The organism is Saccharothrix longispora, from assembly GCF_030852425.1.
GTDB classification, from domain to species: domain Bacteria; phylum Actinomycetota; class Actinomycetes; order Mycobacteriales; family Pseudonocardiaceae; genus Actinosynnema; species Actinosynnema longispora.
Genome location: NZ_NSDM01000010.1, coordinates 46,696 through 64,740 on the forward strand (window position 1 = coordinate 46,696; position 18,045 = coordinate 64,740).

General features: G+C 74.0%; 17 protein-coding genes and 1 pseudogene. 9 read left to right on the forward strand and 9 right to left on the reverse strand.

The window, feature by feature from the left end; genetic code table 11:
• Window positions 1-69 precede the first annotated feature (69 nt).
• Together CKY47_RS22490 and CKY47_RS22495 are read right to left on the reverse strand one after the other, a co-directional pair.
• Complete coding sequence (locus tag CKY47_RS22490; protein WP_306747938.1) at window positions 70-1,194, reverse strand: cytochrome P450; 1,125 nt, start codon at window positions 1,192-1,194, stop codon at window positions 70-72.
• A gap of 92 nt (window positions 1,195-1,286) precedes the next feature.
• A complete protein-coding gene (locus tag CKY47_RS22495; protein WP_306747939.1) occupies window positions 1,287-2,657 on the reverse strand; it encodes a M28 family peptidase in 1,371 nt (456 codons plus the stop codon).
• A gap of 118 nt (window positions 2,658-2,775) precedes the next feature.
• On the opposite strand from CKY47_RS22495, the gene CKY47_RS22500 reads away from it, so the two are divergent.
• Both CKY47_RS22500 and CKY47_RS22505 read left to right on the forward strand, forming a co-directional pair.
• Window positions 2,776-3,099, forward strand: coding sequence for a hypothetical protein (locus tag CKY47_RS22500; protein WP_306747942.1), 324 nt, complete (start codon window positions 2,776-2,778; stop codon window positions 3,097-3,099).
• 125 nt (window positions 3,100-3,224) lie between these two features.
• A complete protein-coding gene (locus CKY47_RS22505; protein ID WP_306747943.1) occupies window positions 3,225-3,443 on the forward strand; it encodes a metal ABC transporter permease in 219 nt (72 codons plus the stop codon).
• 131 nt (window positions 3,444-3,574) lie between these two features.
• Here CKY47_RS22505 and CKY47_RS22510 read toward each other — a convergent pair whose 3' ends face one another.
• Window positions 3,575-5,998 (reverse strand): type 1 periplasmic-binding domain-containing protein, encoded by a 2,424-nt coding sequence (locus CKY47_RS22510; protein ID WP_306747944.1) that lies wholly within the window; start codon window positions 5,996-5,998, stop codon window positions 3,575-3,577.
• A 405-nt stretch (window positions 5,999-6,403) separates the two neighbouring features.
• Between CKY47_RS22510 and CKY47_RS22515 the strand changes: the two genes are divergently transcribed.
• A complete protein-coding gene (locus tag CKY47_RS22515; protein ID WP_306747945.1) occupies window positions 6,404-6,952 on the forward strand; it encodes a hypothetical protein in 549 nt (182 codons plus the stop codon).
• Between the two features lie 81 nt (window positions 6,953-7,033).
• Here the strand turns inward: CKY47_RS22515 and CKY47_RS22520 are convergent, their stop codons facing one another.
• The 4 genes and pseudogenes from CKY47_RS22520 to CKY47_RS22535 form a co-directional block, all read right to left on the reverse strand.
• Complete coding sequence (locus tag CKY47_RS22520; RefSeq protein ID WP_306747946.1) at window positions 7,034-7,609, reverse strand: PepSY domain-containing protein; 576 nt, start codon at window positions 7,607-7,609, stop codon at window positions 7,034-7,036.
• Between the two features lie 70 nt (window positions 7,610-7,679).
• A complete protein-coding gene (locus tag CKY47_RS22525; RefSeq protein WP_306747947.1) occupies window positions 7,680-8,474 on the reverse strand; it encodes a PepSY-associated TM helix domain-containing protein in 795 nt (264 codons plus the stop codon).
• A 138-nt stretch (window positions 8,475-8,612) separates the two neighbouring features.
• The gene (sigC, locus tag CKY47_RS22530) at window positions 8,613-9,182 is read right to left on the reverse strand and encodes an RNA polymerase sigma factor SigC (protein WP_371320726.1); all 570 of its coding nucleotides are present in this window, start codon (window positions 9,180-9,182) and stop codon (window positions 8,613-8,615) included.
• A gap of 409 nt (window positions 9,183-9,591) precedes the next feature.
• Window positions 9,592-10,792: pseudogene (locus tag CKY47_RS22535) on the reverse strand (globin domain-containing protein).
• A gap of 227 nt (window positions 10,793-11,019) precedes the next feature.
• Here CKY47_RS22535 and CKY47_RS22540 point away from each other — a divergent pair.
• The 6 genes from CKY47_RS22540 (at window position 11,020) to CKY47_RS22565 (ending at window position 15,879) form a co-directional block, all read left to right on the forward strand.
• Window positions 11,020-11,499, forward strand: a complete 480-nt coding sequence (locus CKY47_RS22540; protein WP_306747950.1) for a cation:proton antiporter regulatory subunit — start codon at window positions 11,020-11,022, stop codon at window positions 11,497-11,499.
• A gap of 54 nt (window positions 11,500-11,553) precedes the next feature.
• A complete protein-coding gene (locus tag CKY47_RS22545; protein WP_306747952.1) occupies window positions 11,554-12,264 on the forward strand; it encodes a cation:proton antiporter in 711 nt (236 codons plus the stop codon).
• A gap of 399 nt (window positions 12,265-12,663) precedes the next feature.
• Complete coding sequence (locus tag CKY47_RS22550; RefSeq protein ID WP_306747954.1) at window positions 12,664-13,485, forward strand: hypothetical protein; 822 nt, start codon at window positions 12,664-12,666, stop codon at window positions 13,483-13,485.
• Window positions 13,482-14,228, forward strand: a complete 747-nt coding sequence (locus CKY47_RS22555; RefSeq protein WP_306747955.1) for an energy-coupling factor transporter transmembrane component T family protein — start codon at window positions 13,482-13,484, stop codon at window positions 14,226-14,228. Before CKY47_RS22550 ends, CKY47_RS22555 begins: the two co-directional genes overlap by 4 nt.
• Window positions 14,225-15,091 (forward strand): energy-coupling factor ABC transporter ATP-binding protein, encoded by an 867-nt coding sequence (locus CKY47_RS22560; RefSeq protein ID WP_306747956.1) that lies wholly within the window; start codon window positions 14,225-14,227, stop codon window positions 15,089-15,091. Before CKY47_RS22555 ends, CKY47_RS22560 begins: the two co-directional genes overlap by 4 nt.
• Complete coding sequence (locus tag CKY47_RS22565) at window positions 15,088-15,879, forward strand: energy-coupling factor ABC transporter ATP-binding protein (RefSeq protein WP_306747957.1); 792 nt, start codon at window positions 15,088-15,090, stop codon at window positions 15,877-15,879. The genes CKY47_RS22560 and CKY47_RS22565 overlap by 4 nt, the downstream gene beginning before the upstream one ends.
• 7 nt (window positions 15,880-15,886) lie before the next feature.
• Here CKY47_RS22565 and CKY47_RS22570 read toward each other — a convergent pair whose 3' ends face one another.
• On the reverse strand, window positions 15,887-17,137 hold the full coding sequence (locus tag CKY47_RS22570) for an MFS transporter (RefSeq protein WP_306747958.1): 1,251 nt from the start codon (window positions 17,135-17,137) through the stop codon (window positions 15,887-15,889).
• A gap of 115 nt (window positions 17,138-17,252) precedes the next feature.
• On the reverse strand, window positions 17,253-18,044 hold the full coding sequence (gene thiD, locus CKY47_RS22575) for a bifunctional hydroxymethylpyrimidine kinase/phosphomethylpyrimidine kinase (RefSeq protein ID WP_306747959.1): 792 nt from the start codon (window positions 18,042-18,044) through the stop codon (window positions 17,253-17,255).
• Between the last annotated feature and the right edge of the window lies 1 nt (window position 18,045).

Consider the following 18,045-nt stretch of genomic DNA (forward strand, 5'->3'; position numbering starts at 1 on the left):
TGTTTTTCCCTGGACCTGGGTCTTATGGTGGAAATGGGAAGATCGCGGGACCGGACAGGTCCCACCCGCTCACCGGACCACGCGCACCGGCAGGTGGTCCAGCCCCCGCTGGGTGGCGGTCGGCCGTCGCACCGGGACGCCGGCGGGTTCGAGGCGCGTCACCCCGCCCAGCGCGTGCAGCAGCGCCAGCAGCACCTGCCTGCCCAGGTGGCCGCCGAAGCAGGAGTGCGTGCCCCGGCCCAACCCCAGGTGCGGGTTGGGGTTGCGGGTGAAGTCCGCGGTGTCGGGGTCGGGGAAGACCTCGGGGTCGCGGTTGGCCCCGGCCAGCACGACCACCACCACGTCACCCCGCGCCAGGCGCCGCCCGCGCAGCTCGACGTCCGCCTTGCAGTGCCTGCTGACGACCTGCACCGGTCCGGCGAGCCGGATCAGCTCCTCGGCGCCGCGGCCGTCCAGCGCCGCCAGGTCCGCGCCTCGGCACGGGCCGTCCCCGACCAGCCACGCCACCGCGTTGCCGAGCAGGTTGGCCGTGGTCGAGTAGCCGGCGTCGAACACTGCGCGCAGCGAGTTGCGCAGCACCCGCTCGTCGGGCGGCACCGCGGCCAGCACGCCGTCCGGTCGGGCCGCGGCACGCCACCGGTCGATCATCGCGTTCAGCGCGTCCCGGGCGGCCAGCGAGGGCGCCCGCCGCTCGGGGGCCAGGCCGGAGTCCATGCCGAGCACCAGCGTGCGCGAGGCCGACCGCAGCTGTTCGTGGTCGTGCGGCACGGGCACGCCGTAGAGGGCGCAGACCGCCCGCAGCGCGAGCGGTTCGGCCACCTCCGTCACGAGGTCGACCACGCCGTCGAGCCGGCCGACCAGCTCCTCCGCCGCCCTCCGCACGGCGTCCGCCCAGCCCGCGACCTCCTGGCGGCGGACCGCGTCGACGAACCGGTGCCGCACGGCGGTGTGCTCGGGCGGGTCGAGGGTCTGCACGCTGAGCACCTGCTCGGGGATCGGCTTCCCCAGTGCCCTCGGGTCCGAGCCGAAGGCGCCGGTGTCCTTGAGGACGCGGGTGCAGTCGTCGTACCGGGTGAGCACCCAGGCGGCCAGCTGCTCGTGCCGGTGCACCGGGTCCTCGGCCCGCAGGCGCGCGTACACGGCGTGCGGGTCGGCGAGCATGGCGTCCGACAGCGGGGCGAAGATGCTGCTCACCGTTCTCCTCCCGGGTCGGTGGGGCGCGGTCGCCCGCACCCCACCGCGTCACGGTTCACCTAGTGGGGGTAGTCCATCGGGGACACCTCCTCTCACCCGTCGAGGTCGTCGTCCACGGCGAAACGCCCCACGGCCCAGGCCATGGCGCGCATCGCCTCGCCCAACGCGCGGACGTGCACGTTGGACAGGTCGTCGCACGGCTGGTGGTAACAGGGGTCGTAGGGCTGACCGGCGACGCCGCCGAACACGGTGGCCTCGTCGGCGGTCTTGATGCCCCGAACCCCGCCGAACGCGCCGCCCACCGGCACACCGGCGCGGGCGAACGGTTCCTGGTCGGAGCGGATGTCGCCGAGGTCGGCGGTGCGGAACGGCAGGCCCTGCACGCGGTACCCCTGGGTCAGCACGGCCTCCACCACACCGGAGCCGGGCGGCCCCGCCGGCGCGCCGACGTCCGGGTGGTCGCTGTCGTCGCCGTCCACCACGAACCGCACGAAGTTCGGCGAGGCGATCAGCTCCCAGTTCAGGTAGAGCCGGATCGCGGCCAGCTCCTCCGGCGTGCGGGTGGCGACGTAGTGGGTGGAGCCGACGTTGATCAGCTCCTCCGCGCCCCAGAACGCGAAGCGCACCCGGTTCTCGACGCGGTGCTGGTGCGGTGCGAGCCGCACGGCGGTCTCCACCAGCGCCGAGACGCTGGTGGCGTTGTCGTTGATGCCCGGCCCGTCCTCGCCGCTGTCCAGGTGGGCGCCCGCCATGACGACGTGGTCCGCCCGACCCCCGGCGGTTTCGGCGAACACGTTGACGGTGGTGGCGTCGGAGGACCGCCCGCTCAGCTCCAGGACACCGCTGCCGGACAACGACTCCCCGTCGCGCCGGCTGACGAACGCCACCGGTAGCACGGCCCCGGTGGCCTGGCGGCGGATCACCGAGTCGGCCACCGGCGACGGGTCGTAGACCAGCAGGGCGCGCACACCGGCTTCCGAGGCCGCGATCGTCTTCGCCGCGGTCGTGCAGGCACCGCTGGGCGCGACCGCGATGGCGGTGCCCGGCGGGTAGTCGACGGGGGCGCACCCGGCCGCGGTCACGCGGGCGATGGAGCCCTCCACCCGTGTCGACGGCGCGTACTGGGCCATGAGGACCCGCACCCGGGCGCCGGGCGAGGTGATCAGGGATTCGGTGACGACGGTGAACTCGCGATAAGGCACGGATTGCGTGGTCACCCGGTAGCCGGCGCGTTCGAGAACGCCTTCCAGGTGTTCGCGGGACATCTCGAAACCGGGTGAACCCGGTGCCCGGTTGCCACCTCCGGCCCGCGCCGCGGCGTCGAAGGCACGCACCGAGACCATGGCGTCACGGGTGCTCACCGAATGGGACAACCGCTGCGCCAACCAGGTGTTCGACGTGGCGGCCGCGACGGGAACGGGAAAGAGCAGGGCTGAGAGCAGGACGAAAGCAACAATGCGCATGAATACCCCCGGAGACGGAGAGAATGCCCTCCCGACATTTTCGCCACCTGTTCGCAGGCTACTTCCACGAGTGGTGGCTTCGCAACCGCAGGGCTGATCCCGTTTATTTCACGACCGCGTGGAATCCATTCCACGGGCCGCGCTCCGGAACGGCGCGGTGACGTGCCGCCGGCCGTCGGCGCCCTCGGTCCCGACCGCCACCACGTCGGCGGGGCTCGCCGCGACGGGCGCGAACGTGTCCTGGCCCGCGCTGGGCGGACTGCTCACGCCGGTCACCGGCATCGGTCCGGTGCTGCGGCCGAGGCGTCGGCGGACCTGGTCGGGGGACGCGCACCGGGCACCGGACCCACCGTCCGGTGCTCCGCGCATCCGCCACCAGGTCGACGGGGCGTGCACCTTCGGCCCGGACCGGGCCGAGCAGCTGCTCGAGGCGCCGGGGTGACCGGGTGACCGCGTTCCTGGACTTCCTGACCGCGCCGTGATCGGCAGCCACGTCGTGCTGAGCGGCATGGCGTTCATCGGCGACGCCGTCTCGCCCGCCGTCTTCCCGGCATCGCCGTCGCCTTCGTGCTCGGCACCGACCCGGTGCTCGGCGGGGCGGTCGCGGGCGTGATCACCGCACTGCTGATCGCGGTGTTCCGCGCGGTCGGCCCGCCGGTGTTCCGGCTGGACGTGGTGCTGCACGCGATGGTGACCCTGACCATCGTGATCTCGGTGCAGGCGGTGGGCGACATCCTGGTGCTCGCCCTGCTCGTCACCCTCGCGGCCGCGGCCAGGTCGTGCTGACCCTGACCGCGGTGTCCTGCCGTGCCGGCTGTTCGCGCCGCGGCTGGCCGGGCGCGGCGCGGGCGTGGGCCGGGTGGGCGTGGCGCGGCCCGGCGGTCCTCCGCCGCCCGCGCCGCCCTCCCGGCGGGCGGTCACCCGCTGCCCACCACCTCGGGGTGGATGATGTGCACCCGACCTTCGCCGATGCCGGGGACGTTCGGCCTGAGGCCGTCGTAGTCGAAGTCCGGGTCGCGCAGGCTGGCCAGCACCTGCGAGACGTCCCAGTCGGGGAACTGCGTGGTGGCCAGGTGGGCGTCCGCGATCGCCTGGGTGGCCATGCCGAAGGCGTTGGCGCCGGCGGTCCGCTCGCTCTGCTCCGCCGTGTCCGCCAGCCCGGCGACCCACACCCGCGCCCACTTGTAGTCGTCCAGCACGTCCTGCGCCGCCACGACCACCCCGCCCGGCCCGGCGATCAACCGGATCGGGCGGTCGACGCGGTCCTTGCATGCCTTCAGCGTCGCGCCGATCGCGAGCAGCTTGAGCAACTGGTCCCCGCGGCCCGCGACCACCGGCACGACGGTGTCGGCCTCCGCGCACAGCCGCGCCACGTCCTCCTTCTTCAACGTGGGTTCGCCCTTGCCGCCCTTGCCGGGAGCCTCCTTCGCCACGACGTCCCTGTCCGCCGACCCGACGCCGCGCGCGTTCAACTCGTCGCGCAGCTCGTTGCTGAAGTACGGGTCGTCGGGGTCGTAGACGACGGCCGACCCCTGCTTGCCCTCACCCCTCACCCACGTGGCGATCTCCTCGGCGAAGGCCGCGTTGAACGGTGACGAGAGGAACATGTTCGGGTTCTGGGCCATTTCGCTGCCGTACATCGCCGCGCCGATCACCGGTATCCCGGTGAGGCCGCCGACCGCCTCCAGCGCCTCCGGCCTGCTCTGCGAGATGCCGATGACCGCCGCGAGTTCACCCCGCCCCACCCGCTCGCGCTCGGCGATCCGCTCGGCCACCCAGCGACCGTCGGTGAAGCGGTCGCCGCTGTTGGCGAGGATCAGCTTGACCGGGACCCTCCCGTCGTCGCTGTCGGCGAGCCGGTTGTGCTCCTGGTGCAGGTCCACGACCCCGGCCAACTGCCAGATCGCGTTCGGCGGCGCCGTGCTCTCCGCCTGGTCGGCGCGGGTCAGCGGCCCGAAGAACACCACGGTCCGGTAGTAGCGCGGTTCGCCCTGCCGGTCCTTGAGCCGGTCCACGGCCTCGTTGTTCTCGGCCACCCGCTGCTCGAGCAGCCCGAGGTCCGGCACCTTGTCGCCGAAGCCGGTCTTGCCGCTGACGAAGCTGCACCCGCTCTCGATCACGCCGACCCGTTCACCGGTGGCGTTCACCCTCGTGTCCGCGCAACCGCCGCGCAGGTAGTGGTGGACGCCCACGCCGAGCCCGCCCGCCACCACGGTGAGCACCAGGGCCAACGGCACGAAGGCCGACACGCCGGGCACCCGCGGCGCGACCGCCTTGTGCGGCGTCAGCCGGATCTCGACAGCGGGGTCGACCACCTCGTCCCGGGGGAGCCGGACGGCCAGGTACGGCGGCCGGGGCAGCGCGGTGCGGTCCCCCTTGAGGAACCGGCGCAGCGCCTTCGCCGCCTCCGGCACGGTGTGCACGGTCTTCGCGACGCGCTCGGCGTGCCCGGGAGCCAGCGTGCCGACGACCAGCAGCGGGGCGGGCTCGTGGTCCTTCACCTGCTCGGCGAACTGGTCGAGCAGCGCCGCCGTGAGCGGGTGCACGCCGTCGAGCAGCACGACCGGCGTCCACTGGCGCCGACGGCGGCGCGGTGAGATCCGGCCACGCCGCATCACGTCGGCCAGGTCCTGGAGGATCGAGCCGACCAGGAGTCGGCGGCGCAGGTCGGTGTGGCCGTCCGGGTTGCCGGCGGGCAGCAGGAGCAACGCCTGGTACGGGAAACCCCCGCCCGTGCGGCCGGCGTTCGCGAACTGCTCGCGGAGCCGCCGCGTCGACCGCCCGTTGAGCCTCCTGGAGAACAGCCACCTGCTCGGCCCGCTCAGGATCGCGGTGAGCACCACGCCGATCCACTGGATCGGGAAATTCGCGCTGCTCATCTCCCGGGCCCAGGTGAGGAGGGAGTGGCGGCTCTCCCAACGCCGGTACAGCAGGGTGAGGAGGGTGGATTTCTGCGTCGCCACGGACGTCCAGTTGACGTCCTGGCCGACTTCCAGGACGTCGAGGACCAATTGGAAGCGAGGGGTTCTCCAATTCCGGCCGGCACCGCGGGGAGTGGTGTTCTTCAACTCCTGCACGAGCAGGTCGAGGAGTGCCGCGTCCGACGGCAGGTCGTTCCCGGCGGACGCCTCGGCGAGGTCCGGCTTCGCGTGCGCGTGCGGCACCAGGTCCCGGCCGTCGAAGTCCGACAACCGGCGCTCGACGTCGGTGAGGAACTCGCTGTTCGACGCGGGGTCGTCGGACGTCGCGACGACCACCGGCGAGGGCGCGGCGGGTCGGTTGCCGATGATGTCCTCCAACGCGAAGACCAGGTCGTCCATGCCGTCGACCGGTTTGAGCATCCGACCCTCCGAGTTGTCGTCACCGAATGCTCGGGCTATCGTCCCGGCGGTGTCCGCGTTACCGGGGTGATCGTGCGGGATGCCGAATGGAATTGGGCCGCAGATATGCGGAAAACTGTTTCGAGTTGCCCGGCCCCGGCGCGGGAATCGGCTGATCGCCTGGTTCGGGCGGCCAATCGGGTCCGGGAACCGGCCCGGGTCGCCGGTGCCCGCGCGGACGACGGCGCACGGGGCCGACCGCAGCGCGTTGTCGTGTACCCGCCCCGCAGTGGGTACACCGGCGGGGACACCCCGGGAACGGGGGTCCGCCGGCGGCGACGCCGCCGGCCGCCCGGTGGCGATACGGCAGGAGGCAGGGTGGTGGAGCAGTCTCCCCGTCCTCGGCGGCCCTTACCCGATCCCGACGTGTTCGGGGAGGCGGCGGTGCGGGAGTTCCTCGATCCGTGGCACCCGCGGGCCAGCGTCGAGGGCGACCGCCCCGAGCGGGTGTTCGTCGACCCCGAACGGGTGTTGGACAACATCACCCTGGCCCTGCACCGGTTCGACGTCGACATCGACTCACCGCCGGCGTTCGAACCCGACACGGTGACGGTGAACGAGCTGTCGGTGATGCTCGACGACCCCGACCGGGCGGCGGCGATGGTGGCGCACCTGGTCAACATCGCCGTGCAGCTCATGGCGGCCCGGTACCCGGAGCCGCTCGTCCGGTTCCCGCTGCCCGACACCTACGACCTGCGCGACGTCGACCGGCTGGCCGTCGGCGACCACGAGCACGACCTCGCCCGCACCATCCTCAACCGGCGCCTGGCCGCGGACGAGGACCTGCACCCGGACGACCTCGTCGAGATGCTGCGCCCGCTGGGACCCGGCGGGCAGGTCCACGTCCTGGTCGCCCTGTGCCGCATGTACCGGCACAAGCTCCTCGCGCTCAAGCACCACACCGGCACCCGCTGACACCGGCCGGCCCGCCCGTGCCGCGTGCGACGATCGCGTCGACGCGGCACGGGCGCGCTCACCGGGACGTGGCCGAACCGCTCACCCGCCCTGCCCGGCCGTCCGGCCGCCGGCACGCCGGCGGGCCAGGCCGAGCAGCCCGTCCACGACGAGGAAGGCGAGCAGGCTCGCCCCCGGCAGCGGGATCGCCCAGCCGACGGCGATCAGCACGAGCGGGGCGGGGACGACGAACCACAGGGGGAAGTGCTGCCACGTGCCCCGCTTGGGCGCGCCGCCCAGGGGCGCGCGGCGGTCGGCGCGGGTCGGGCGGCGCTGCCACCACATCCGGTAGCCGAGCACGACCAGCGCCAGGATGCCCGCCGCCGGCAGGAACAGGGCGACCTGGTTGGCCACGCCGAACAACCGGCCCATGTGGGCCTGGATGCCCAGCGTCGACAGCGTGGCGAGCACGGGGCGGTCGGCGAAGTCGGCCCGCGCGGTGACGCCCCCGCTCGCGGGGTCCACGGCGACCGCGTCGAGGCGGACCGGCCAGGTCCGGTCGTTCTGGGTGGCGGTCCAGGCGGTGCCGGGCGCGCTCGCCACGCCGAGCTTCACCGGACCGTCCAGGCCGGCGTCGCGGGCCGCGACGAGCACCCGGTCGAACACCGCCGGGTCCACCGGCCCGATGCCCCGCGACGCGTCGCGGGGCTCCCCGTGGCCGTCCGAGCCGGCGGTGCCCCGGTGCCGGTCAGGCTCGTGTCCAGCACGGGGTCCTGGCGTCGAGCGCCGTCAGTGCCGCGCTGAAGTTCTCCCCGGCGTAGGTGGACCAGGTCAGGCCGGTGGCGGACAGGAACAGCGCCCCCGGCAGCACCCACGTGCCGGTGCTGCCGTGCCAGGACCGGGTCCCGCGCACGCCCTTGGCTCCCGGCCCCGGCGCGAGCACGGCCCGGACGCGGCGACGTGCGGCCCGCTGCCGGGCCACCCACAGCGCCACGCCACCCAGCGAGATCACCCACAGCCAGCTCGCCGCCAGCTCCGAGTAGAGCCGGCCCGGCTCGCCGAGGTGCAGGTGCCGGTGCAGGCCGCCCAGCCAGGTCGTGGCCGGCGTGGAGTCGAACGAGGTCGTCAACTGGCCCCGCACCCGCGCGGTGTACGGGTCGACGTAGACCGTCCGGTCGTGCCCCTCCGCGAGGCCGGGCAGGGAGAACACGACCCGTGTCGTGGCCTCCGGGGCGTCGGCGGTCAGCACGGAGGTGACCGCGCCCCCGGGCAGGGCTGCCTGGGCGGCGGCGACCTGCTCCGCCAACGGACGTGGCGCGCCCGTGGCCGCCGGCACCTCCAGCACGTCGTCGTGGAGCACGGCGTCGAGCTGCGGCGCGAACGCGTAGAGCAGCCCCGACAAGGCTGCCACGAGCAGGAACGGTGCCACCAGCACGCCGGTGTAGAAGTGCAGTCGGCGCAGCAGCGGCAGCACGGACACCCGGACCGGGCCGGGGGCCTCGTCGGTCCGCGCGTGCACGTCGTCGACGGGGGGAGCGGACACGGGGCACCTCGGGCGGGGAAGAGGGGAAGACCTGTCCACTGGTCGGATGCGACCGCCGTCCGGTTCCCGGGACCCCCGACCGGACGTCGGGGTTCCGCACTCCGCTACCGCGACCCGCGAACCGCGCGCCGTGCCGGGTCAGCCGGCTTCGGAGGCCTCGCCGTCGGTGACCTCGTCGTCCGTGGCGCGCAGCAGGTCGTCGCGGGCGCGGGCCACCCGGGAGCGGATCGTGCCGACCGGGCAGCCCACGACCTCCGCCGCCTCGGCGTAGGGCAGGCCCAGCACCTGGGTGAGGACGAGGGCTTCACGGCGATCCGGGGCCAGTGCGTCGAGCAGCACGTTCAGCTCGACGGTGTTCTCGAAGCCGGGGGCGACGGCCTTGCGGTCGGCCTCCCGCACCCAGTCCGCGCCGGGGGACAACCGGGGACGCGCCTGCGCCATGCGGATGTGGTCGACCACCACGCGGCGGGCGATGACCAGCAGCCAGGTGCGGGCGGAGGAGCGCCCGGCGAAGCGGCGCAGGCTCGGCAGGGCACGGGCGTAGGTCTCCTGGGCGAGGTCGTCGGCCAGGCCGACGTCGGCCAGGTGGGCGACGAAGCGCCACACGTCCCGCTGGGTGGCGCGGACGAACCGCTCCAGGGCGGCGTGGTCGCCGGAACGCGCGGCCAGCGCCCAGCGTGTCACCTCGTCGTCGGAAGCTTTCACGATTCCGGATCGTAACCACGCGCCGCCGGGAACTCGTGGGCCGAATGGAGCGACTACCGACAGGTGGACCGCCGGGACCGGGCGCGACCACAGCGACCCCGGTCGACGACGCCGGGGCGATGCCGGCGACCAGCGCCCCGCCGCCGGGGGAGGAGGTCGTCCGCGGGCGGCCCGAGGTGCACCGGGCGCGCCACCCGGACCGACGGGCTCCCGGGGAGCGCGGACGCGCCGTCCACGTCGGCCGCCGTCCGGAAGCCGTCGGTCACGCGGTGCGGGCCGACGCCGGTCGGCCGGGCCGAACCGTCCGAACCGGACGGTCACGGCGGTGCCGGGTGCGGTGCCGCAAGTCGGCGGGCGCCCCTCGCTCTTCCGACTCCCGGAGTCCTACCGGGTGCGCGACGCCGGCGGGGCGTCAGCCGGTCCGGCCGTCGAGCATCCCCGGCCCGAAGACCTCGTAGCGGATGCGGTCGCCCGCGAGGCCGCGGCGGAGCAGACCGGCACGGACGTCGCGCATGAACGGCACCGGTCCGCACAGGTAGGCGGTGGTGTCCTCGCTCAACGGGATGGCGTCCACGTCGACGAAGCCCCGACGCTCGTCGTCGCCCGTCTCGTACCAGGTGAGCCGGTCGACGTCGGCGAGGCCGGCGGAGGTCTGGCGGATCTCGGCGCCGCGCGTGGTGGTCGGCGGAGCGGTCCGCGTGCACGACCACCACCCGGCGCGTGGGCTGGGTCCGGGCGAGGTGGTCCAGCATCGAGGCCGTCGGCGTGATGCCGATGCCCGCGCTGACCAGCAGCACCGGACCGGTGCCCGGGTCAAGGGTGTTCTCCCCGGCGGGCGGGCCCACCAGGAGGGTGTCGTCGGTGTGCACGTGGTCGTGCAGGTGGTCGGACACCGCGCCGTCCGGTGCGCCGTCGACTCCGCGCACGCGGCGCACGACGATCCTCAGCGAGCCCCGCACCGGCCCCTGCGACAGCGAGTACTGCCGGGGCCGGCGGTGGCCGTCCGGCGGGTCGACCGCCACCGAGACGTACTGGCCGGGAAGGAAGTCGGGCACAGCGCCACCGTCGTCCGGCACGAGCGTGAACGACACCGCGTCGACGGCTTCGTCCTGGCGCTTGACGACCCGCCACCGCCGCCGGAGCACCGCCGGGTCGATCCCGCCGCGCTGGTAGGGCCTGGCCTCGGCGGCGATGAGCCGACACGCCAGCAGCCAGTAGACCTCGTCCCACGCGGCGGCGACCTCCGGTGTGACCGCGTCACCGAGCACCGTGCCGACGGCGGCCATCAGGTGGCGGCCGACGATCGGGTACTGCTCGGCGCGGATGCCCAGCGAGACGTGCTTGTGCGCGATGCGCTCGGCGATCGCGTCGAACGAGCCGGGGTCGTCGCCGGGGTCGAGCAGGCGCCCGGCGAAGGCCACCACGGCGGAGGCCGGCGCGACCCGCTGCTGCCCGCCGGCCTGGTTGCCCTGGTTGCCCTGGTTGAACAGGTCGAGCAGTTCGGGGTGCGCGGCGAACATGGACGGGTAGAACTCGCCGGTGATCCGGACGGCGTGTTCGCGCACGACGGGCAGCGTCGCGCGCACCACCTCGGCGGAAGCAGTGGACAGCACGGTGTGGTCCTTCTGGGGTGTCGAAGGCGGGGCGGGCCGAGTGGGTCCAGTCGCGACTTCCACCTTGCGCGACGCGCGCGCCCTCGGGCAGGGGGCAACGTCCGCCGCGAACGGGACTTTCGACCCTGCCACCCCGGTCACCCGTGCAGCGGACCGCCACCGCGCTCCCGACAGCCGTCGTGGTCACCGCTCGCACCGACGTCCGCCGGCCACGTCATGATGATCCGATGGACGTCAACGAGGTGCTGCTGCCGGGCGTGGGCCTGCGCTACGAGTTCACCAACGCCGACGGCGAGCGGATCGGGGTGATCGCCCGCCGCGAGGGCGGGTTCGAGCTGGTGGCCTACCCGCCGGAGGACCCCGACGAGGCGAGGCCGCTGTTCCGGCTGACCAGGGAGGAGGCCGACGCGGTCGCCGAGATCCTGGGCGCCCCGCGCATCGTCGAGCGGTTCGCCGACCTGTCGCGGGAGGTGCCGGGTCTGCTGTCGGACCGGGTCGACGTGCCGGCCGGGTCACCGCACGCCGACCAGCCGCTGGGCACGATGCGGGCGCGCACGCGCACCGGCGTGTCGGTGGTGGCGGTCGTGCGCGGGCCCGACGTCATCGCCGCGCCCATGCCGGCGGAGGTCATCCGGGCGGGCGACGTGCTGGTGGTGATCGGCACGGCCGAGGGCATCGACGCCGTGCGTCGCATCGTCGGGGGCTGAACCGGCGGGCACACCTCGCTGGCCCCGCTGCTCGAACTGGGCCTGATCCTCGTCGTGCCCAGCGCGCTGGGCACGACGGCCCGCCGGTTCGGCCTGCCCGCGGTCCCGCTCCACCTGCTGGCCGGTCTCGCCCTGGGGGAGGGCGGGATCGCGCCGGTGCCCACGGCCGGCGACTTCGTCGAAGCCGGCGCCTCGATCGGCGTCGTGCTGCTGCTGCTCACCCCCGGGCTGGAGTTCTCCACCGCCGAGTTCACCCACAGCCTGCGCCGCCACGTCCCCTCCGCCGGTCTCGACCTGGCGCTGGGGGCCGGGCCCGGCGCGGTCGTCGGGTGGCTGCCGGGCCTGGACGCCGTCGGCGTCCTCGCCCTGGCCGGCGCGACGTGGGTGTCCTCGTCGGGCATCATCGCCCGCCTGCTGGGCGACCTGCGCAGCCTGGGCAACCGGGAGACGCCGTCCGTGCTGGCCGTGCTGGTCATGGAGGACTTCGCCATGGCCGTCCACCTGCCCGTGCCGGCAGTCCTCGTCGCGGGCGGGACGTGGTGGCGGGCCGCGCTGGGCGTCCTGGTCGCCGTCACCGCCGTCGCGGTCGCGTTCCTGGTCGCCCACCGGTTCGGCCACCACGTCGACAGGTGGCCGGCCCACCCCGAACTCGGCCCCCTGGTCACCGCCTACGTGCTCGTCCCGGCCACCACCGGCCCGCTCATCACCCGCTGGTCGGGCGCCCCGGCGAAGAAGCCGGTCGGCCGCGAGGCCACCCCCGGGTAGGCGTTCGGGCATCCGGCCGGAAGCGGTCCGGGACCGCGCTCGACGCCGTCCGAGAGCTTCCCCGGTCGACCGGGGCCCCGGGGGCATTTCGATCGGGTGTCCCCGGACCGGTGGAAGAAACCCATCGCGCGCGGCACCGGGGGAGAGCCGCGTCCTTTCGGCACACGTCACCCGGAAGCCTCGCGCTTCCCCGATCACGCGTCAAGGCACGTGCACGGCACAGGCCGCGGCGCCGGCGGTCGTCGCCGTGCGCGCGTGCCCCTTGCACCGCTGTACCGCCCGGAAATGCCGTGCTAGCTTCGCGAATCACTACCGTCACCGTCGATCCTGTTGCGCCGCAACGGGTTTCGTCGACCGGGTTGCCGGAGACCCGCGCACCGCGTTCGAGGAGGCACTCCTTTGGCCGACTACCTCGCCAGACCCGCGACAGGGGGAACGCCGGTCAGGGTGCCGCCGTGGGCGCGGACCGCGGCCGGCGGGCTCGTCGTGGTGGCGACCTACTTCGTGCTGATCCTCGCGAAACCCACGTCGGCGCACGGCGTGGGCGGCTCCTTCGCGCTGCTCGCCCTGATCGGCTACCTCACCGGTGCGGCGCTGATCATCAGCGGCGCGATGGCCCGGCTGTCCACTTCGGCCCTGACGCTGTTCCCCGTGGCGATCGCGATCAACATCGTCGTCGGCCAGCTCGTCCGGATCATCGGCCTCCCGCTGTACCTCGACTCGATCGGCACGGTCCTGGTCGGTGTGCTCGCCGGTCCGGCCGCCGGTGCGGCGACCGGCGCGCTGGCCGCCATCACGGTGGGCATGACGATCAACCCCGGCCAGTTGCCGTACGCGGTGACCGCGGCCGCGATCGGCCTGCTCGCCGGGCTGCTCGCGCGCCTCGGGTTCTTCCGCAGGGCGGCCACCGCGGTGCTCGCCGGTGTCGTCATCGGCGTCTTCGCCGGGGTGGTGTCCGCGCCGATCACCGCGTTCGTCTTCGGCAACGCCGGCGCCGGGGTCGGGCACTCCGTGGTGATGGCGACGCTCCAGGCGTACGGCAACAGCATGCTGGCCGCCGCGAGCATCCAGGGCCTGATCTCGGACCCGCTGGACAAGGCGATCAGCTGCCTCGTCGCCTGGAGCGTCCTGTCCGGGTTGCCGGCGCGGCTGTCGCAGCGCTACCCGTTCGTGCGCCGTCACGCGGTGTTCGGCCGGCGCGACCGGGCGGTGGCGCCGTGAACGCCTGGGACCGCCTCAACCCGCTCACCCGGCTCGCGGTGGTGCTGACCACCATCGTCGTCGCGTTCTGCGTGCCGGTGCCGTGGTGGCCGCCGCTCCTGCTGGTGGTGCTGCTCCCCGCGGCGGTGCTGGCCGGGGTGGCGCACCGATTCCTGCGGCTGCTGCTCGTGCTGGTCGGCCCCGTCGTGGTGCTGGTGTTCCTGCTCCAGGGCATGTTCTACCCCGACGGTGTCACCGTCCTCTTCGCGCACGGTCCGGTGTCCGTGACGGTGGAGGGGCTGGAGTTCGCCGCCCTGACCGCCGGGCGGGTGCTCGTCCTGGTCGGGGCGACGCTGCTGCTGGTGCTCACCACGCACCCGGGCGCCCTGATGGGAGCGCTGGTCGAGCGCGGCCTGTCGGCGAAGACGAGCTACGTCGTGTCGGCCACGCTCCAGATCGTCCCCGCGTTCCGCGCGCGGGCGCAGAGCGTGCTGAGGTCGCAGCAGGCGCGCGGCCTGGACACGACCACCCTGCGCAAGCGCGCCAGGGCGGTCCTGCCGCTGACCGGTCCGCTGCTGCTCGGCGCGCTGGCCGAGCTGGACGAGCGGGCGGTCGCGATGGAGGCCCGAGCGTTCGGCGCGCCGTGCCGGCGCACGTCGCTGGTGGCCGTCGCGGACTCCGCGGCCCAGCGCGCCGCCCGGATCTCGCTCGGCCTGGTCGCGGTCGCCGCACTGGCCGCCAACGTGCTGGGGGTGTTGAGGTGATCGAGTTGGAGGACGTGTCGTTCACCTATCCGACCGGGTCGGAGCCCGCGCTGTCCCACCTGTCGCTGTCCGTCCCCGCGGGACAGGTGTGCGGGGTGGTGGGAGCCAACGGCTCCGGGAAGTCCACCCTGGCCGGGGTGATCGCGGACATGGCGCCCCGGGTCACCGGCGGCGAGCTGACGGGGTCGGTCGCGGTCGCGGGCCGGAGCACCGCCGGGACGGCGCCGCGCGAACCGGCTCCGCCGGTGGGGCTGGTGATGCAGAACCCGTTCACGCAGATGTCGGGCGCGAAGTTCACCGTGCGGGAGGAACTGGCGTTCGGGTTGGAGAACCTCGGCGTGCCACGCGCGGAGATGGTCCGCCGGATCGACCGGGTGGTCGAGCTGCTGGGCCTGGGCCGGTTGACCGACCGGCCGCCGTTCGAGCTGTCCGGCGGGCAGCAGCAGATGGTTGTGATCGGCTCGATCCTGGTCATGGAACCCACCGTGCTGGTGCTGGACGAGCCGACCTCGCAGCTCGACCCGGACGGCGTCGCCCTGGTCTTCGAGGCGCTGCGGGCGCTGGAGGACGACGACGTCACGGTGGTGCTCGTCGAGCACCGGGTCGAGCAGCTCGCCGAGCTGGCCGACCGGGTGGTGGTGCTCGACCGCGGCCGGGTCGTGCTCGACGACGTCCCCCGCGCGGTGCTGACCCACCCGGCGCTGGACGGGCTGGGCGTCGCCCGGACCCGCTACACCGAGGCCGCCAAGCTGGCCGCCGCCGAGTCGCTGTGGCCGCCGTCGCTGCCGCTGCCCGTCCTGCTGCCCGACGCCGCCGAGGGCTTCGCGGAGGTCCTCGCCCCGACCAGGCAGGAGCTGCCGTGAGCATCGTGGTGGAGGACCTGACCTTCCGGTACGGGGAGCGGGTGACGGCGCTCGACGGGATCTCGCTCACCGTCGAGCTGGGCGAGAGGGTGGCGGTCATCGGGGCCAACGGCGCCGGGAAGTCCACGCTGGCCCGGCAGCTCAACGGCATCCTCACGCCGACCGGCGGCCGGGTGGTGGTCAACGGCCTGGACACCGCCCGGCACCCGATCTCGCGCCTGGCCGCCGAGGTCGGCTACGTCTTCCAGAACCCCGACGACCAGCTCCACGCCCGCACGATCGGCGCGGAGGTCCACTTCGGACCGCGCAACCTGGGCTTCCCGCCCGCGCGTGCCCGGGAGCTGGTCGACCGGGCGTTGGCGGCCACCGGGCTCACCGACCTCGTCGACGTCCACCCGCACCACCTCTCACCCGCCCGCCGCAAGCTCGTCGCCGTCGCTTCGGTGCTGGCGATGGACGTCCCGATCGTCGTGCTCGACGAACCCACGGCCGGTCAGGACCGGGTCGCCCTCGACGGGCTCGGGCGACTGGTCGACGAGCTGACCGCGGCCGGTCGCACCGTCCTCGCGATCACCCACGACCTGGACTTCTGCGCGGAGCGGTTCGACCGGGTGCTGCTGCTGGACAACGGCCGGCTCCTGGCCGACGGGCCTCCCCTGGAGGTGTTCGCCCGTGCCGCCGAGCGGGTGCCGCAGGTGGTCCGGCTGAGCCGGGAGCTGGGGTGGCCGACCGCGGCCCGGACGGTCCCGCAGTTCGTCGACCTGCTGCGGCGGCACGCCGCCGGGTGACACCGGGTCAGCCCGCGGTGACCACGTCCTCGTCCTGCGCCCGCTGGACCGACGGCGGGACCGCCCGCTCCAGCCACCGCATCGCCAGGATCGCCAGGACGTTCACCACGCCGAGCGCCAACCAGGGCAGCCAGTGCCGGACCTCGAACAGCGCGGCGAAGAACGCCGGGCCGATGATGCCCGCCAGGGTGAACGAGTACTGGAAGGACGCCAGGTAGCGGCCCCGCGCCGCCGGCGGCGACAACGCCGTCGCGAGCGCCATCGACACCGGGGCGTGGATCAGCTCCGCCGCGGTGAACAGCGCCGTCGCCACCAGCAGGAGCGGGATCACCCAGCCCGGCCGGTCGGGCACCAGCACGGCGAAGAGGAAGCACCACACCGCCCAGAGCGCGGCGGCGGCGCTGATGACGCGGGTCCGGCGGTAGGGGGCCAGCCGCTTGACCACGGGAGCTGCCAGCACCGACAGCACGACGGTGTTGCCCACCAGGACGACCGGCGCCAGCCAGGTCGGTCCCCGCAGCGCGTCGACCACGAAGATCGGCAGGCCGAGGGCGAGCATCATGCTGGTGGTCGCGAAGATCGTGTTGATGCCGGTGAACGACAGGAACGGGCGGTCACGCAGCATCGCGCGGTACCCCGGCGCGCCGGCCTCGCCCCCGGAGTCGTCGTGACGGCGCTTCGGCGCGCGCACGAACGCGCCGATCGCCGCCCCCGCCAGCACGAAGCACGCGGCGGTGCCGATGGCGATCGCCCGGTAGATCGACTCGTCGCCGACGGTGATGACGGCCGCCGTCACCAGCCCGCCGATGCCCAGCCCCGCGGTGCGGGCCATCGTCGCCCAGGCGAACCAGCTGTCCTTGCTCATCGACGACCCGCTGCCGTCGGCGAAGTCCGCGATCGCGGTGAACACGCTGGACCAGAAGAACCGCACCCCGAGAGCCACCAGGGCGGAGCTGACGAAGATGCCCGCGGGCCCGTCCACCCAGACGTAGGCCAGGTACCCGATGCCCTGCGCGAACTGCGCGCCGACCACCAGGGGCAGCGGGCCGACCCGGTCGGCCAGCCAGCCCACCAGGATCGGGATCGGCAGGGTGAGCGCGTTGGCGAGGCTGACCAGCACGCCGATCAGGGTGAGCGGGACCTCGGTCAGCTTGGCGAAGAACAGCAGTGCCAGCGGCAGGAACATGCCGTTGCCCACCGAGTCGACGATCAGCGCCGAGATCAGCACCCCGCCGCCCCGGCTCCGTGTTAAAGGCATGGTCGAGCCCTCCGAAGTCCTGTGGGTTCCCGGTCACGGTCCGCGCACGCGCCATCCCGGCTGCGTAGCGGTTGGTGACCATACCGGACTTCGCCGCGACCGTCGAAGGGCGCGATCACACAGGCGGCGAGCGGTGCCCGAGCGCGAGCAGGTCGACCGGGTGCACGCCCCGTCCGACCGTCACGAGGCCGTCGCGCACGCCGTCCGCCGCCAGCTCGGTGGCCCGCACGACCGCGTCGCGGGTGGACAGACCGTGCGCGAGCAGCGCGGTGACCAGCGCCGAGTGCGCGCAGCCCGCCCCGTGCTCGGCGCCGGTGCGGTGCCCGGGGCGCGGGACGGCGAACGCCCCCGCGCCGTCGGCGAACCACTCGCCGCCGTCCGCGCCGCCGCACGTCACCACCGCGGCCCGCGCGCCCAGGGCGACCAGCCGCTCCGCCAGCTCGCGCGGTGGCGCACCGGGAATCCCGGTCAACAGCTCGGCTTCCGCCCGGTTCGGCGTCATCACGGTCGCGACCGGGAACAGCCGGCGGCGCACCTCGCCGACGATGTCGTCCCCGGCGAGGCTCGCCCCCGCCGCGGTGACCATGACCGGGTCGACCACGACGGGGACGCCCGCCGTCGACAGCTTCTGCGCGACCACCTCGACGTGCGCGGCGCTCCAGGTCATCCCGACCTTGACCGCGTCCACGCCGATGTCGGCCAGCACGGTGTCGAGCTGGGCGACGACGAAGTCGACCGGGACGGTGAACCGGCCGGTGACACCGGTGGTGTTCTGCGCGGTGACCCCCACCAGCACCGTCGCCGCGTAGCACCCCACGGACGCCATCGCCTTGATGTCGCCCTGGATGCCCGCGCCGCCGCCCGAATCGGACGACCCGATCGTCAACGCCACCCGCGTGCGCGCCACG

Bases quoted from the DNA above. Each gene is read 5' to 3' on its own strand.
- CKY47_RS22495 (WP_306747939.1), bottom strand. From the start codon at position 2,657: ATGCGCATTGTTGCTTTCGTCCTGCTCTCAGCCCTGCTCTTTCCCGTT.
- CKY47_RS22510 (WP_306747944.1), bottom strand. From the start codon at position 5,998: ATGCTCAAACCGGTCGACGGCATGGACGACCTGGTCTTCGCGTTGGAG.
- CKY47_RS22540 (WP_306747950.1), top strand. From the start codon at position 11,020: ATGGACGTCAACGAGGTGCTGCTGCCGGGCGTGGGCCTGCGCTACGAG.
- CKY47_RS22570 (WP_306747958.1), bottom strand. From the start codon at position 17,137: ATGCCTTTAACACGGAGCCGGGGCGGCGGGGTGCTGATCTCGGCGCTG.